The organism is uncultured Thiodictyon sp. (genome assembly GCF_903828115.1).
In the GTDB taxonomy this organism is placed as follows: domain Bacteria; phylum Pseudomonadota; class Gammaproteobacteria; order Chromatiales; family Chromatiaceae; genus Thiodictyon.
The window spans coordinates 1-14,276 of the sequence record NZ_CAIKKU010000072.1 but is presented as its reverse complement, the minus strand read 5'-3'; the positions used below and the strand labels follow the sequence as shown (position 1 = coordinate 14,276).

Genomic DNA, 14,276 nt, shown 5'->3' with positions numbered 1-14,276 from the left:
ATAACCCGACCACGATTACGACAACGACAACGACAACGACAACCGGTCCGTGAGAACTGCCCGCCGTTGTCAAGACATTTCGGGCCGGACGAACGCGACGGGGCGCCGCGGGGCGCGGAACAATCGCCCCCGCGACTTGCAGCCGGCCCCCCGCGGCCTGACATTCTCCCGACTGCACCGGGGGCACAGCAGCGCCCCTGCCACTCACGACCATGACACCCCCTCAGCAACCCGGGGGCCGGAGCAAACACAGATGACCGAGCGCGTGGATATCGGCGGACTCAAAATCGCCAAGCCCCTGTATGACCTGGTAAAAGATGAGATCGCCCCGGGCACGGGGATCGACCCCGACGGCCTCTGGCGGTCCTTCGCCGCCATGCTGGCCGAATTGGCCCCGCGCAACCGGGCCCTGCTCGCGCGCCGTGACGCCATCCAGGCCCAGATCGACGACTGGTATCGGGCGCGCCAGGGTCACGCCATCGACCCGGGCGCCTACCGCGCCTTCCTCGGGGACATCGGCTATCTGGTGCCGGAGGGCCCGGACTTCGCCGTGACCACCGCCAACCTGGATCCGGAGATCACCCGCATCGCCGGTCCCCAACTGGTGGTCCCGGTCAGCATCCCGCGCTATGCCCTGAACGCCGCCAATGCCCGCTGGGGCAGCCTCTATGACGCACTCTACGGCACCGATGTGATCCCTGAAGCGGGCAGTCTGGCGCGCGGCAAGGGCTACAACCCGGCGCGCGGGGCCGAGGTCATCACCCGGGCGGCCGCCTTCCTGGATCAGGCCGCACCGCTCGCCCAGGGCTCCCACCAGGACGCGCGCGGCTACCGGGTGGAGCAGGGCCGGTTGGTCGTCGACCTGGCGGAGGACGGCCGCACCGCGCTCAAGGACGAGGCCCGCTTCGCCGGTTACCGCGGCGACGCGGCCGCCCCCACCGCCATCCTGCTGGTCAATCACGGCCTGCACCTGGAACTCAAACTCGACCGCGCGCACCCGGTCGGCCAGGCGAGCCCGGCCGGGGTCGCCGATGTCCTGGTCGAGTCCGCCATCACCACCATCCAGGACTGCGAGGACTCGGTCGCCGCCGTGGACGCCGTCGACAAGGTCGGTGTCTACCGCAACTGGCTGGGCCTGATGAAGGGCACCCTGACCGCCCGCTTCGACAAGGGCGGCCGGGAGTTGGAGCGCGCCCTGGAGCCCGACCGGACCTACACCACCCCGGCCGGCGGCACCCTCACCCTGCCCGGGCGCTCACTCATGCTGGTGCGCAACGTCGGCCACCTGATGACCAATGACGCCGTACTGCTGCCGGACGGTTCCGAGGTTCCGGAGGGGGTGCTCGATTGTCTGATGACGTCCCTGTGCGCCGTCCATGATCTCAAGGGTAATGGCGCGCTGCGCAACTCCCGCGCCGGGAGCATCTACATCGTCAAGCCCAAGATGCACGGACCCGAGGAGGTCCAGTTCACCGTCGACCTCTTCGCCCGGGTGGAGGACGCCCTGGGACTGCCCCGCAACACGCTCAAGATCGGCATCATGGACGAGGAGCGGCGCACCACCGTCAACCTCAAGGAGTGCATCCGGGTCGCCCGCGAACGCCTTATCTTCATCAACACCGGCTTCCTGGACCGCACCGGCGACGAGATCCACACCGCCATGGAGGCCGGCCCGGTCATGCGCAAGGGCGACATGAAGAGCGCCCCCTGGCTCCTGGCCTATGAGGACTGGAACGTCGACGCCGGCCTCGCCTGCGGTCTGCCCGGCCACGCCCAGATCGGCAAGGGCATGTGGACCATGCCCGACGAGATGCGCGCCATGGTCGAGACCAAGGCCGTCCACCCGCGCGCCGGCGCCAACTGCGCCTGGGTCCCCTCCCCCACCGCCGCCACCCTGCACGCCCTGCACTACCACCAGGTGGACGTCGCCGCCCGCCAGGCCGAGATCGCCGCCGGCGGTCGCCGCGCGAGCCTCGACACCATCCTGCAGATCCCGCTCGACCCGCACCGCGCCTGGACGCCGGACGAGATCCAGCAGGAGTGTGACCTCAACTGCCAGGCGATCCTGGGCTATGTGGTGCGCTGGATTGACCAGGGCGTGGGCTGTTCCAAGGTCCCCGATCTCAACAACGTCGGCCTGATGGAGGACCGCGCGACCCTGCGCATCGCCAGCCAGATCATGGCCAACTGGCTGCACCACGGCGTCGTCAGCCGCGAGCAGCTGATGGCGACCATGAAGCGGATGGCGGTCGTGGTGGATGGTCAGAATGCCGGTGACCCGCTCTACCGGCCGCTGGCCCCGGCCTTCGACGGCACCGCCTTCGAGGCCGCCTGCGACCTGATCTTCAAGGGCCGCGAGGTCCCCAACGGCTATACCGAGCCCACCCTGCACGCCATGCGCAAGCGGCTCAAGGCCGCGGGCTGAGGCGCCGCGCCGGGGGCAGGGAGTGCCCCCGGCGGCGCCGACATCGGGCCGGCGCCGCCGGGCGGCTTGCTCCTCGGGATTGGCTCACAGGCTCACTGGGCAGTGCAGCCGTCAACCCGCGTCCAATAATCGGGCTTATCCGGCTTCATTTGCAGGCTCGTGATGGCTGAACTGAAATAGCCGAGATAATCCTCCGAGCCATTGGCGCAGTACCACCAGAGGTAACACGCATGTGCGCGCGACTTGGCGACATGCGTCTTGTTATCCGCGGTGATGCAGGACACCGCCGCTGCGGGGATTTGAAATTGCCTGCTGGTGATCTTCGGCGACTCTACCCCCTTCTCATCTGTCGCTGAAACCACTGCCTGGTAGCTGCCGGCCGCCAATCCATCGTATTTCTTACTCAGGCGGGCCCCCCGGGCAGCGTTTCATCCCGCGCTGAGGGTCCCGTGATCACCACATGGTAGCCCTTGATCGGGTTCGGGCCGCCGGCGGCGCAGCCGAGTGTGACGGCGTAGCCCGCGACCTTGCGATGCGGCATTGCCCCCGGCAAGCGATTTGCAGACCTTGATCGCATTCTCAACATTCGTGCCCGGAAGGCCTGATTTATCGACCGTGGCACTGTATTGACTGCTGCCGACCGAAGGGCCGGCAATAGCGCCGATGCCGGCGTAGAGGTCCGGGGCCTTACAGCCCAATTTCAACGGTAGGCGTTCACTGGCGCAGAGGGTCGAACCGCTCCTGCTGCTATGGGGCGGCGTCGCGGCAGCCAATGCCTGTTTCTGTCTACAGGGCCGCTACTGGGTGCAGGGCCAGTCGTTGCGGGAGCTGCGCACCGGGCGCGACCTGCTGGCCGTCGCTGCCGATCGCGCCAGAGCCGCTATGCTGGCCTTGGGCGAGATCGACTACGATCATTACCCGACCGCTCGGAATGCACAAGAATTGGCTCGACCCGCAGGGCCATCGCTCGCCCGCGCAGGCGCTGCGCAAGACCCAGCTCGACTGGATCGGGGACAGCGATGCGCGCAAACGCGACCCAAAGTACTGGGCGCCCTTCGTGCTGGTGGAGCGCGGCTGAGACCTCTGGCGACCCGTGGCGTCACGAAACCCTGGAGCGTCCGGATTTGCCCCCAGGCCGCGGTACACGGCCATTAGGTTGAGCCCTTCCGGCTCCCACGCTCCTGCGGCGCTGCCATTGAATTAAGCCGCACGGCTACTGGGAGCGCCGCACCCCAGTGCGGCGCGGCCTCTGCTCAACCCACACCGGCGGGGTTATCTGCGAGATCGCGCCGCACTGGGGTGCGGCGCTCCCAGGCCGGGCCGGACTGCAAGTGAGGCTTAACTTAATGGCAGTGACGCGGGAGCGTGGGAACGAGAAGCCGGGCCGTCGGCGCTTTACTTGACGGCAGTAACGCCGCGGCACCACCCGTTGCGACCCGACCGCCAGTGGTGGATGATCCGCGGTGACTTCCAGCACCGCGAGCGAGCGCAGCACCACGGCATGACGAACGGAACCTTCAAGGACATCGAGCAACTCGAGTCCGACCTCTGGGAGGCGGCGGACAACCTGCGGGCCAACTCCAAACTCACGTCCAGCGACTACTTCATGCCCGTCCTGGGGGTGGTCTTCCTGCGTCACGCGGCCAACCGCCTCGAGGCCGCGGGGCGTCAGATCGCCGCGGACCAGGCGAGCGGCCGGATGCCGCAGCGCCGCCTCCTGCCGGAGGACTACATCCGCCGCCGCGCCCTGTACCTGCCGCAGCAGGCGCGCTTCGACTGGATCATGCAGCAGGCGGCCCTGGGCGGCACCGCGCTGCCCAGGCTCGTCAACGACGCCATGACCGCCATCGAGGACAGTTTCGCACCGCTCGCGGGCGTGCTGCCCAGGGACTACGGCATCTTCGAGACCCGGGTGCTCGAGGACCTGATGCGGGTCTTCAACAGCGAGCGGATCAGGGCCGCCACGGGCGACGTCTTCGGGCGCATCTACGAGTATTTCCTCGCCAAATTCTCGGTCCAGAAGGCCCACGACAACGGCGAGTTCTTCACCCCATCGGCCCTGGTGCAGACCATCGTCAACGTCATCGAGCCCGATCACGGCGTGGTCTTCGACCCCGCCTGCGGCTCCGGCGGCATGTTCGTCCAGTCCAGCCACTTCATCGAGCAGAAGAAGGTCGGCAACGGCAACTATCTCTGGATCTCCTACTTCTGGAGCTATCTCAACGCCCGCGGGCGCGCCGGCTTCGTCATGTCCTCCCAGGCGTCGAGCGCCGGGCACGGTGAAAAGGAGGTCCGGCGCAAGCTGATCGAGACCGGCGACCTGGACCTGATGATCTCCATCCGCGCCAACTTCTTCTACACCCGCACCGTCCCCTGCGAACTCTGGTTCTTCGACCGCGGCAAGCCCGCCGCGCGCCGCGACCAGGTCCTGATGCTCGACGCCCGCAACGTCTATCGCAAGGTCACGCGCAAGATCTACGACTTCTCCCCGGAGCAGATGAAGAACCTCGCGGCCATCGTCTGGCTCTACCGCGGCCAGTGGCAACGGTTCCTGGGGCTGGTCCGGGACTATCTGACCCGGGTCCGTGCCGAGGGCGCGCTGATCCCCTTTGCCCTTGCCGCCTTCGAAGCCCAGTTCACCGGGCTTCGCGGGCGCTTAGCGGCCCTGGTGCAGGCGCCGGCCGGGCCGCCCGACGCGGACCCGGCGCCGCGGCAGGCGCTCACCGCCGCCCTGGCCGAATTGGACGAGGCGTCAGGCCTCTACGCCGCCGATGCCGCCCAGTTGGTCGCCGCCCTGATCGCTTACACCACGGCAACGGCGCCAACCGACGGTACCCCGCCGCCCTCGCCCGCCGCGGTGTCGGCGGTGCCTGAGGCAGCCGATGCGCCGTCCGCCGCCGGGCTCGCGCTGCTGGTGCAGACCCAGCACGGCGCCCGGCGCGCCTTCGAGCCCATCGCCGAGTCGATCCGGGGACTGGTCAAGCAGGTGGACCTGCTCTACAAGCTCAGCGCCCGGGCGGCGGATCTGGGCGCCGAGTTGGCGAGTGAGCTTTCCACCCCGCCCCAGACGCCAGCGCCTAAGGTCCCGGCAAGCCCCGAAGGGGCGCGACCTACCAGCCCAGGGCAAGGCCCGGGGTCGTCCGAAAAGGACGACCAAGCCCTGAAAGGGCGTGACAAAGCGCTTCCCGGGCCAGATGCCCGGCCCCCGGAGCCCTACGATCGCCGGGCCGTCGGCCGTGAGGTGAAACAGCTCGAAGAGACGCGCAAGGCGCTCTACTTCCACCGCCAGGTGGTCTGGCTCCAGGACCGTTTCCCCAACGCCGAGCTGGTGCCGGTCGCCGGGCTGGTGCGGCTGGTCGACCGCGCCGAGATCGCCGCCGCCGACTGGAGCCTGACCCCCGGGCGCTATGTCGGCGTCGCGCCCCCCGAGGTCGACGACGATTTCGACTTCGAGCAGACGTTGCGCGACATTCATACCGAGTTGGCGGACTTGAACCGGGAGGCGGCGGGGCTGGCGGTGCGGATTCAGGAGAATTTCGAGGGACTAGGAGTATGAACAAGCGGACCTTCGTGACTGCCTGGCGGGAGACAGCAATTGTGCAAGAGGTTCTTGCACAATTGCCTTGGCATCACGGGAGCGCGGTGCTGGAGGCGTGCAAGACACGGCTGGCAGCGAAAACTCAGAAAACCGTCGCTGCATTTCGAACATGACAACATCCGTTTCCAGCCTCATCTACCCAGTGCCCAAAGGTTGGCGCCTCTACACGGCAGGCGACATCAAGTCCACTGAGCCGCACTCTTGCGTGGCCGGACCGTTCGGCTCTAAGATCAGCTCAAAATACTTCGTCGATGATGGCGTACCGATCATTCGGGGTAACAACCTTAAAGATGACCTCACCCGATTTGTGCCGAACGGCTTTGTTTTCGTCTCGGACGCTCGCGCACAGGAATATCGCCCGCAGCATGTCCGTGGCGGCGACTTGGTGTTCACCTGTTGGGGCACGATAGGTCAGGTTGGTCTAATTCCCGAAGACGGCCCGTACCCCGAGTACATCATCTCCAACAAACAGTTGAAGCTTCGCGTAGCAAGCAGCATCGCTGATCCACGCTTCTGTTTTTACTATTTTGCATCGCCACGATATGCAGAATACGTCAGGAGTCGCAGCATCGGCGGCGCAGTACCTGGAATAAACCTGGGCATTCTTAAGTCTCTTGCAATCGCGCTTCCCCCAATCACCGTTCAAAGGCGCATTGCAGATGTCCTCTCCGGCTACGACGATCTGATTGAAAACAACCGACGGCGGATGGCACTGTTGGAGGACTCAGCGCGGAAACTCTACAACGAGTGGTTCGTCCGCCTACGTTTTCCGGGCTACGAGCACACCCCGATCACGAACGGCGTACCTGAGGGCTGGAAGCGGAAGCCGCTGGAAGCGCTCTGCATGGAGGGAGATGGAATCCAGACCGGCCCATTCGGAAGTCAACTCCATCAGTCCGACTACAGTGAAGACGGCATCCCGGTGGTCATGCCTAAGGACCTGATCGGCTTCCGAATCTCCGTCTCGTCGATTGCCCGGATTCCCGAAGACCTGGGTTCACCTGAGACCGCTGGCGTTATCGCCAACCGCGCCAAGGGCGCAACCATGCCGAACCTCAACACGTCCCTGCTGCGATCCGTGCCGATTCTCATCGCACCTCGGCGGCTTCAGGAAATCTATGCAGAGCAAGCTGACACAGCCACCCAACTGTGCGATGTTCTCGACGAACAAAACCAGCGACTCCGCACCGCCCGCGACCTCCTCCTCCCCCGCCTGATGAGCGGCGAGCTTGCGGTATGACCACCCGGGAGAAACGTATCCTCATCATCGCCGGCCCCAACGGCGCCGGCAAGACGACCTTTGCCCGGGAGTTTCTACCCAATGAGGCCGGCTGCCCGGTCTTCATCAACGCGGACCTGATCGCCGCCGGCCTCGCACCCTTCCAGCCGGAGACGGCGGCAGTGCGCGCCGGACGCCTGATGCTTCAGGAAATCGCCCACCACTCGGCGGCCGGGCACAGCTTCGCCTTTGAGACCACCCTCGCGGGTTCCACCTATGTCGGTATGATCGACAACTGGCGCGCGGCGGGCTACCTGGTCAAGCTGATCTTCCTGTCGCTCGACTCGCCGGACGAGGCGATCAGACGGGTAGCGATGCGGGTCCGCCAGGGCGGGCACGCAATCCCGCCCGCCACCATCGATCGCCGTTTCGCCGCCGGACTGAGGAAGTTTCAGGACATCTACCGCCATCGGGTAGACTATTGGCAGTGGTTCGACAACAGCGCCGACCCCCCGACCCTGGTTGACGAAGGACGACACCCATGAACAGAGACATCGTTTCCCACTTGCCGGATGCGGACATGCAAGCGGCACCCGCCGCTTTGCTGCGTGGCGGCCGGCGCGCCCGCGAACTCGCCAGACAGACCGGCACCGGGGTGGTGATGCAGGGCGGCGCCCGGGTCGAGGATACATCCGCCGCAGACACGCAGGCCGATGCCGCGGCGCTGTGGGTGGCGACCTGGAGTGGCTGCCTTGCCGGTCGAGAGCAACCCAACGAAGATGACGAGCGACTCAAATATGTGCTGAACAAGCACTTGCGTTAGACGCCGATCATGCGCCTGCTACTGGATATCAATGTTCTTCTGGACATCGCCTTCAAACGCCCCGGCGAAGGCGCATCCGCGGCCTTGATCGCCGCCTGCGGACGACAGTATCAGGGCTATCTGGCGTGGCACACGGTCGCCACCTTGGCCTATCTCATCGAGCGACAAGACTCGGCAACGATGGCCCGGGATTTTATCCGCGGTGTCCTGACCTGGGCGGAGATTTCCCCGACCACGCGGGCCGATGCGGTCAACGCCCTGGCCTGGCCCATGAAGGACTTTGAAGACGCGCTGCAAGCCGCTGCCGCCGTTGCCTGCGGCGCATCCTGGGTCATCACCCGCAATGAGCGCGATTTCACCGCCTCCTCGGTACCGGCCCTGACCCCGGAGGAATTTCTTGCCCGGTATCCGGCCGCATGATCACCAACATCAACAGCGAAGACCGCCTTCGACAAGCCGATGCGCGCCCATACCCTGATGCAGGCGATTGCGCGCGCGAACCGCATCTATCCGGGCAAGGAGTGCGGGGTCATTGTCGACTACAACGGGATGCTCCGGGGTCTGCACGAGGCCCTCGCGCAATACGCCCTGGGTGACGAGGAGGATAGCACTAGCGGCGGATTGGTCGCGCCCATCAGGAGGCCGCCGCCCGAATCTACGAGTACATCTGGCAGCGCAGCGCCCATGGGCTGGCGTTGCTGGCGGCCTAGAGCGAGGCGCATATCGCCGGAGCGCGCGCCACGAATCAACGCCACCACCGAGCCTTGATCATCACTGCGGTCAGTACCGCTCGGTCCGCACAGCGGACCCGACGGGTTCGCGGGCGCTGCGGTCCGTAGGGTCCGCTGTGCGGACCGGCGACCTCCCGTCCGGCAGGTGCCCGGGGCAACGATCGAGGCCGCGCGCGCCCACCAGTGGGCTTTGAGCCTGGATCGCCGCAACACCATCGCACTGCCAGTAAACGCAAGCCGCACTGTCCGGAACCGGGCATCCGCACCGGGCTTCTATCAGGCCGCCCCCCGCAAAGCGAAATCCGCCCGGATCTCCGCAAAGGGAACGCACCAGCGGCCGACTCCGTCGCGCTCGATCAGCCCGGCTTCCAGCAATGCCTGACAATCTGCGTCAACGTACTGTCCCTCCCGACGCAGCGCAGCAGCAAGGGCCGCCGCGTCCAGCGCCCCCACCCCGTGAAGGCATTCGATCAACTCCCACCGCTCGGGCGTCAGCACCTGAAACAGCGCCTTCGGCGACTCAAACACGAAGACCTCACCCTGATAGTTTCCGGTCTTCCAAGCCATCAGGAAGCGCGCGCGCAGATCCGACAGGGCCGCGTCGCGCCCCCGCTCCACACGAATCACTGCGGTTCTGTTCATCGGCGTTGCCTCTGGACCTCGGCCAAGAAATCGTCTAAGAGACGCTCGGGGGTGATGAATCGATAGGGGTGCTGCGTACCCCCGCGGTGCAAATGGTCACCCTTACCCCGCTCGTTGTCGAAGCCCACGACGCGCCTACCGGGATAGCCTTAGAACAGGCGGTACTTGTACGGGTGGCCACAACCCGGTACCGGCGTCGGCAGCCGCCACACGACGGCCTCGAGGATAGCCCCGTCGTCGTACGTTTTGCGGAACCCCATCAGTCGTTCGGCAGACATGACGGGGAGTATATGGCATCCGGGGTCCAACATCCGCAAGCAGGTGGACCTGGTCTACAAACTCAGCGGCCTGGTGGCCGACCGGCGCCGGGTTGGCGGTCACCTTGTCCACCGCGTCGGAGGCGGCCCGCCCAAAATCCGCGGCCATCCCTGGCCGGCAAAGATCAGATCAGTGGAACTGCTCTTCTTCGGTCGACCCGGTGAGCGCGGTGACCGAGGAGTGGCCGCCCTGGATGACGGTGGTCACATCGTCGAAATAGCCGACACCGACCTCCTGTTGATGGGAGACGAAGGTGTAGCCGCGCTCGCGGGCTTCGAACTCGCGCTCCTGGACCTTCTCGACATAGTGCTTCATGCCCTGGCCGCGGGCATAGTCATAGGCCAGGTCGAACATGTTGTACCACATGTTGTGGATGCCGGCCAGGGTGATGAACTGGTACTTGTAGCCCAGATCGGAGAGGCCTTCCTGGAAGCTCGCGATCTCCTTGTCGTTCAGGTTCTTCTTCCAGTTGAAGGAGGGCGAGCAGTTATAGGCCAAGAGCTTGTTGGGGTTGGCCTTGAGCAGTTCATCGGCGAACTCCTTGGCAAAGCCCAGGTCCGGGGTCTCGGTCTCGCACCACACCAGATCCGCATAGGGGGCATAGGCGAGGCCGCGGCTGATCGCCTGCTCACCGCCGTTGCGCACCACATAGAAGCCCTCGTCGGAGCGGGCGCCGGTGAGGAAGGGCTTGTCGTTGGGGTCGACATCGTTGGTCAGGAGGTTGGCGGCCTTGGCGTCGGTGCGGGCCAGGAGCAGCGTGGGCACGCCCATGACGTCGGAGGCCAGGCGCGCGGCGATCAGCTTCTCGACCGCCTCGCGGGTGGGCACCAGGACCTTGCCGCCCATGTGGCCGCACTTCTTGACGGCGGCGAGTTGGTCCTCGAAGTGGACCCCGGCGGCGCCGGCGACGATCATGTTCTTCATCAGCTCGAAGGCGTTGAGCACGCCGCCGAAGCCGGCCTCGGCATCCGCCACGATGGGCAGGAAGTAGTCGATGAAATCCTTGTCGCCGGGGCCGATGCCGCGCGACCACTGGATCTCGTCGGCCCGCTTGAAGGTGTTGTTGATGCGCCGCACCATGGTCGGGACCGAATCATAGGCATAGAGCGACTGGTCCGGGTACATGGTCTCGGAGGTGTTGCCGTCCGCGGCCACCTGCCAGCCGGAGAGATAGATGGCCTCGATCCCGGCCTTGGCCTGCTGCATCGCCTGACCGGCGGTGATGGCGCCCATGCAGTTGACATAGCCCTTCTTGGAGCCGCCGCGTACCAGTTCCCACAACCGCTCCGCACCGCGCTGGGCCAGGGTGTGCTCGGGTTGGACACTGCCGCGCAGACGCACCACGTCGGCGGCCTTGTAGCCGCGCTTCACATCCGTCCAACGCGGGTTCTCTGCCCAATCCATTTCCAGAGCCTTGATTTGTTCGTCGCGGGTCATGTGGTAACTCTCTTGAAGTGGTGGAAAAACCGGAAACTGCCTGCCTCGCCTCGCCCCCGGCGGGTCCCGCTGCCTGTTCGCGCGGGCCTTGTTCTTATTTACCGACCAATTATCTCGGTCTTAACCCGGCAAATTACCGGGCCGGCGGGCATTTGACGAACGAATTCTACTAATAGTCAGTATTGCTGTTGCCAGGGGTCGGTGCAACAGTCGATGATTGGCGGTAGAACCCCACGGCGGTACGGTCGTCGACCGCCCGGGAGCCCCCGCGACTCCCCGCCCCCAGCCACAGGACCTACGCGATGAATGTGAACCCGGAAGCCTTCCGCACCGCCGCCATGGCCCAGGGTCTGGGCGAGGCGGACCTGAACCCGGACCCCGTGCTCCAGTTCCAGCACTGGTACGAGGACGCCATCGCCCAGGACCTGCCCGAGCCCAACGCCATGAGCCTGGCGACGGTCGATCCGGACGGCCAGCCCTACCTGCGCACCGTGCTGCTCAAGCTCTACGACCGGGCGGGCTTCGTCTTCTTCACCAACTACGACAGCCGCAAGTCGCACCAGATCGGGACCAACCCGCGGGTCGCCCTGCTCTTCCCCTGGGTCGCCTTGGCCCGTCAGGTGCACATCACCGGCAGCGCCCGGCGCATCTCCACCACGGAGTCGCTGCGGTACTTCGCCACCCGCCCGCGCGGCAGCCAGATCGGGGCCTGGGCCTCGCCCCAGAGTCGGGTCATCAGTTCGCGCTCCCTGCTGGAGCAGGAGGTGGCGGCGATGCAGCGGCGCTTTGCCGAGGGGGAGATCCCGCTGCCGGACTTCTGGGGCGGCTACCGGGTGGAGCCGACCGAGATCGAATTCTGGCAGGGGCGCGACTGCCGGCTGCACGACCGCTTCCGCTACCGACGCGCCGCGGGCGCGGACTGGACGGTGGAGCGCCTGGCGCCCTGAGCGCGCGGGGTGCGATCAGAACTGATGTGTTAACGCACATGTCGTACCCTACAGCTACAGCTACCGGACGTTCTCAAGGACCGGGCGTCGTTGTCGTTGTCGTTGTCGTTGTCGTAATCGTGGTCGGATTATTCGATTACGACAACGACAACGTACCCAGGATCTCGGTCACCACATCAGTTCTGATCGCACCCGAGCGCGCCGCGCGGCTTGCCCGCGTGCGCGGACTCCGGGAGAATCGGGGTCCAGTAGACGCCGATCGCGATCACCAGCACCGGGAGACGACACGATGCGTTTGAACCACCCATGGCGCACCGGCGCCCTGTCACTCCTTGCCCTCGGCGCCCTGGGCCTGCTGCCGGAGCCGGCCCGGGCCGGTCTCACCGACTTGCAGACCTGGACCCAGGTGCAGGACCCGCCACACGCGAGTTTCACCGGTCTCGCGACGGCGACCCGGGTCACCCTGAGCGCCGACGGGGGACCAGTCCCCGGCGGGACCGACATCGGCTACCAGAGCGTCAACGGCAAGACCCCCGGCGCCTCCAGTCTCGGCTATGCCTTCAGCCCCGGCGCCGACTTCGATTTGGCGATCGATTTCGCCGTCACCTTCGGCAGCAGTCCGGTCGGCTCTTTGGGGATCGGCTTCGGCATCGGGGAGGACATCAATGGGGTGAATTCAGCCGGGGCGGCGCTCCTGTTCAACAACGATATTGCTCTGGCCTTCGGCGCCGCCGCGCGGGTCGACGACATCAGCCAGGCGCTGCCGATTTTCTTCGCGGCCTCCGCCACCGGCAGCATGTTCATAAGCTACCGGGCAACGACCGGCAATGTGATCCTGGGCGCCTCCAACGCCCAGGGTGCGTCCGGTGCAGCGGGCGCCGCCACCTTCACCGGCATCCAGAACCAGTGGGACGACGGCGACCTCCTGGTCTCGCTCTTCCTGCGCAGCGACGGGACCTTCGGCACGCCCTGGCAGAGCGGCACGGCGCAGGCGGTCTTCTCCAATCTGCGGGTGCTCTCCGGCGCGCCGCTGGCGGTGCCCGCCCCGCCCCCGCTCACGCTCCTCGCGCTTGGCCTCGCGGCGCTGGCCGTGCGGCGGCGGCCGGCGTCGAGCGCCGGGCAGCGGCGCTGGTGACACCGCCGGCGGGACCGGGTCAGGTTGAAGTGCGGCGGTAAGGACTGATGTTATGTACTTCAAAGGCGTGCGATCGATCCCTGCCATGCGGGGCCCGGTCGCCTGCCGCCAGGCCGCGGCGCACGATGGCGCCGCCGCCAACCAGGACGACCAACCCGAAATGATCGACACACTACCGCGACCGGTCCTTTTCTACGACGGCGGCTGTCCCTTGTGTCGGCGCGAGATCGCCCATTACCGCAAACTCGACCGGGACGGCGCGGTGGAGTGGGTGGACCTGCTGGCCGCGCCGGAACGCCTGCGTCAGGTCGGACTCGACACCCGTCAGGCCATGGCCCGCCTGCATGTCATCGAGGTCGATGGCCGCTTGGTCAGCGGCGTGGCCGGGTTCGTCGCGATCTGGCGGCGGCTCCCCTACTATCGCCACCTGGCCCGGGTCGTGACCGGCCTGGGGCTGCTGCACCCCCTCGACTGGGCCTACAGCCGCTTCGCCGCCCGGCGTTTTCGCAGCCGCTGCAAGTCGGGCGTCTGCGGGGTCGGTTGAGGGCAGGCGCCGCCGCCCCGCCCTCCCTCAGCCCCAGACCTTGACCGTAAAGGTCGCGCAGCGACGCTGTGGGAGCGGCTTCAGCCGCGACGGGCCGCGACGGGAACGCGGCATCGGCGTTCGCCGCGGCGCCGCATCGCGGCCGGAGGCCGCTCCCACAAGAGACGTCCCTGTTCCGGGGTGACGGAGGAGTGTTGGTGGGCGTCGTGGGAGCGGCTTCAGCCTAAGGGCCATGAGGGGTTGTCCGTCACCCCGCAACATGAAAGCCCGCGGCGGGAGCGGCTCTCACGGTAACCCGACTTAGCCGATTCTTCTCTGCGTCTCTGCGCCTCTGCGTGAGATTCTTCAAGAGGTCTCTCGCAGAGGCGCAGAGACGCAGAGGCGCCGAGGCGGTGCCCCGCGTCGCTCGCGTAACCCGCGAGGTCACCTCCGGACTTTCACGGTCTATCGGGGAATT

At 66.4% G+C, this 14,276-nt stretch carries 17 protein-coding genes; 11 read left to right on the top strand and 6 right to left on the bottom strand.

Features of this window, described 5'->3' with window-relative positions; translation table 11 throughout:
• The first annotated feature begins 253 nt into the window (after nucleotides 1-253).
• Complete coding sequence (locus QZY48_RS02595) at nucleotides 254-2,425, top strand: malate synthase G (RefSeq protein ID WP_295427322.1); 2,172 nt, start codon at nucleotides 254-256, stop codon at nucleotides 2,423-2,425.
• A gap of 92 nt (nucleotides 2,426-2,517) precedes the next feature.
• Here QZY48_RS02595 and QZY48_RS02590 read toward each other — a convergent pair whose 3' ends face one another.
• The 3 genes from QZY48_RS02590 to QZY48_RS02580 form a co-directional block, all read right to left on the bottom strand.
• A complete protein-coding gene (locus tag QZY48_RS02590; protein WP_295427319.1) occupies nucleotides 2,518-2,811 on the bottom strand; it encodes a hypothetical protein in 294 nt (97 codons plus the stop codon).
• A 17-nt stretch (nucleotides 2,812-2,828) separates the two neighbouring features.
• Entirely contained in the window at nucleotides 2,829-2,966 is a 138-nt protein-coding gene (locus tag QZY48_RS02585; RefSeq protein WP_295427316.1) for a hypothetical protein, read from the bottom strand.
• Between the two features lie 245 nt (nucleotides 2,967-3,211).
• Nucleotides 3,212-3,340 carry a hypothetical protein gene (locus QZY48_RS02580; RefSeq protein WP_295427313.1) on the bottom strand — a complete coding sequence of 43 codons (129 nt, stop codon included), beginning with the start codon at nucleotides 3,338-3,340 and terminating at the stop codon, nucleotides 3,212-3,214.
• Nucleotides 3,341-3,356: 16 nt separating this feature from the next.
• On the opposite strand from QZY48_RS02580, the gene QZY48_RS02575 reads away from it, so the two are divergent.
• From QZY48_RS02575 to QZY48_RS02550, 6 genes are all read left to right on the top strand, one after another.
• Nucleotides 3,357-3,503 carry a CHAT domain-containing protein gene (locus tag QZY48_RS02575; protein WP_295427312.1) on the top strand — a complete coding sequence of 49 codons (147 nt, stop codon included), beginning with the start codon at nucleotides 3,357-3,359 and terminating at the stop codon, nucleotides 3,501-3,503.
• A gap of 351 nt (nucleotides 3,504-3,854) precedes the next feature.
• On the top strand, nucleotides 3,855-5,981 hold the full coding sequence (locus tag QZY48_RS02570) for an N-6 DNA methylase (protein ID WP_295427309.1): 2,127 nt from the start codon (nucleotides 3,855-3,857) through the stop codon (nucleotides 5,979-5,981).
• Between the two features lie 67 nt (nucleotides 5,982-6,048).
• Complete coding sequence (locus QZY48_RS02565) at nucleotides 6,049-7,263, top strand: restriction endonuclease subunit S (RefSeq protein ID WP_295427306.1); 1,215 nt, start codon at nucleotides 6,049-6,051, stop codon at nucleotides 7,261-7,263.
• On the top strand, nucleotides 7,260-7,787 hold the full coding sequence (locus QZY48_RS02560) for a zeta toxin family protein (RefSeq protein ID WP_295427303.1): 528 nt from the start codon (nucleotides 7,260-7,262) through the stop codon (nucleotides 7,785-7,787). The genes QZY48_RS02565 and QZY48_RS02560 overlap by 4 nt, the downstream gene beginning before the upstream one ends.
• Complete coding sequence (locus QZY48_RS02555) at nucleotides 7,784-8,065, top strand: hypothetical protein (RefSeq protein ID WP_295427300.1); 282 nt, start codon at nucleotides 7,784-7,786, stop codon at nucleotides 8,063-8,065. Before QZY48_RS02560 ends, QZY48_RS02555 begins: the two co-directional genes overlap by 4 nt.
• Before the next feature lie 9 nt (nucleotides 8,066-8,074).
• Nucleotides 8,075-8,485 carry a PIN domain-containing protein gene (locus QZY48_RS02550; RefSeq protein ID WP_295427298.1) on the top strand — a complete coding sequence of 137 codons (411 nt, stop codon included), beginning with the start codon at nucleotides 8,075-8,077 and terminating at the stop codon, nucleotides 8,483-8,485.
• Nucleotides 8,486-9,072: 587 nt separating this feature from the next.
• On the opposite strand, the gene QZY48_RS02545 is transcribed toward QZY48_RS02550, so the two are convergent.
• From QZY48_RS02545 to aceA, 3 genes are all read right to left on the bottom strand, one after another.
• Complete coding sequence (locus tag QZY48_RS02545) at nucleotides 9,073-9,438, bottom strand: transcriptional regulator (protein ID WP_295427294.1); 366 nt, start codon at nucleotides 9,436-9,438, stop codon at nucleotides 9,073-9,075.
• Complete coding sequence (locus tag QZY48_RS02540) at nucleotides 9,435-9,566, bottom strand: DUF6516 family protein (protein WP_295427292.1); 132 nt, start codon at nucleotides 9,564-9,566, stop codon at nucleotides 9,435-9,437. The genes QZY48_RS02545 and QZY48_RS02540 overlap by 4 nt, the downstream gene beginning before the upstream one ends.
• Before the next feature lie 319 nt (nucleotides 9,567-9,885).
• Complete coding sequence (aceA, locus tag QZY48_RS02535; protein ID WP_295427289.1) at nucleotides 9,886-11,193, bottom strand: isocitrate lyase; 1,308 nt, start codon at nucleotides 11,191-11,193, stop codon at nucleotides 9,886-9,888.
• Nucleotides 11,194-11,495: 302 nt separating this feature from the next.
• On the opposite strand from aceA, the gene pdxH reads away from it, so the two are divergent.
• From pdxH to QZY48_RS02515, 4 genes are all read left to right on the top strand, one after another.
• Nucleotides 11,496-12,140: a pyridoxamine 5'-phosphate oxidase gene (pdxH, locus tag QZY48_RS02530; RefSeq protein ID WP_295427287.1), complete on the top strand. Its 645-nt coding sequence runs from the start codon at nucleotides 11,496-11,498 to the stop codon at nucleotides 12,138-12,140.
• Between the two features lie 119 nt (nucleotides 12,141-12,259).
• Nucleotides 12,260-12,439, top strand: coding sequence for a hypothetical protein (locus QZY48_RS02525; RefSeq protein WP_295427284.1), 180 nt, complete (start codon nucleotides 12,260-12,262; stop codon nucleotides 12,437-12,439).
• A complete protein-coding gene (locus tag QZY48_RS02520) occupies nucleotides 12,430-13,275 on the top strand; it encodes a hypothetical protein (protein WP_295427281.1) in 846 nt (281 codons plus the stop codon). The genes QZY48_RS02525 and QZY48_RS02520 overlap by 10 nt, the downstream gene beginning before the upstream one ends.
• Nucleotides 13,276-13,327: 52 nt before the next feature.
• Nucleotides 13,328-13,819 (top strand): thiol-disulfide oxidoreductase DCC family protein, encoded by a 492-nt coding sequence (locus tag QZY48_RS02515; RefSeq protein WP_295427278.1) that lies wholly within the window; start codon nucleotides 13,328-13,330, stop codon nucleotides 13,817-13,819.
• Nucleotides 13,820-14,276 lie beyond the last annotated feature (457 nt).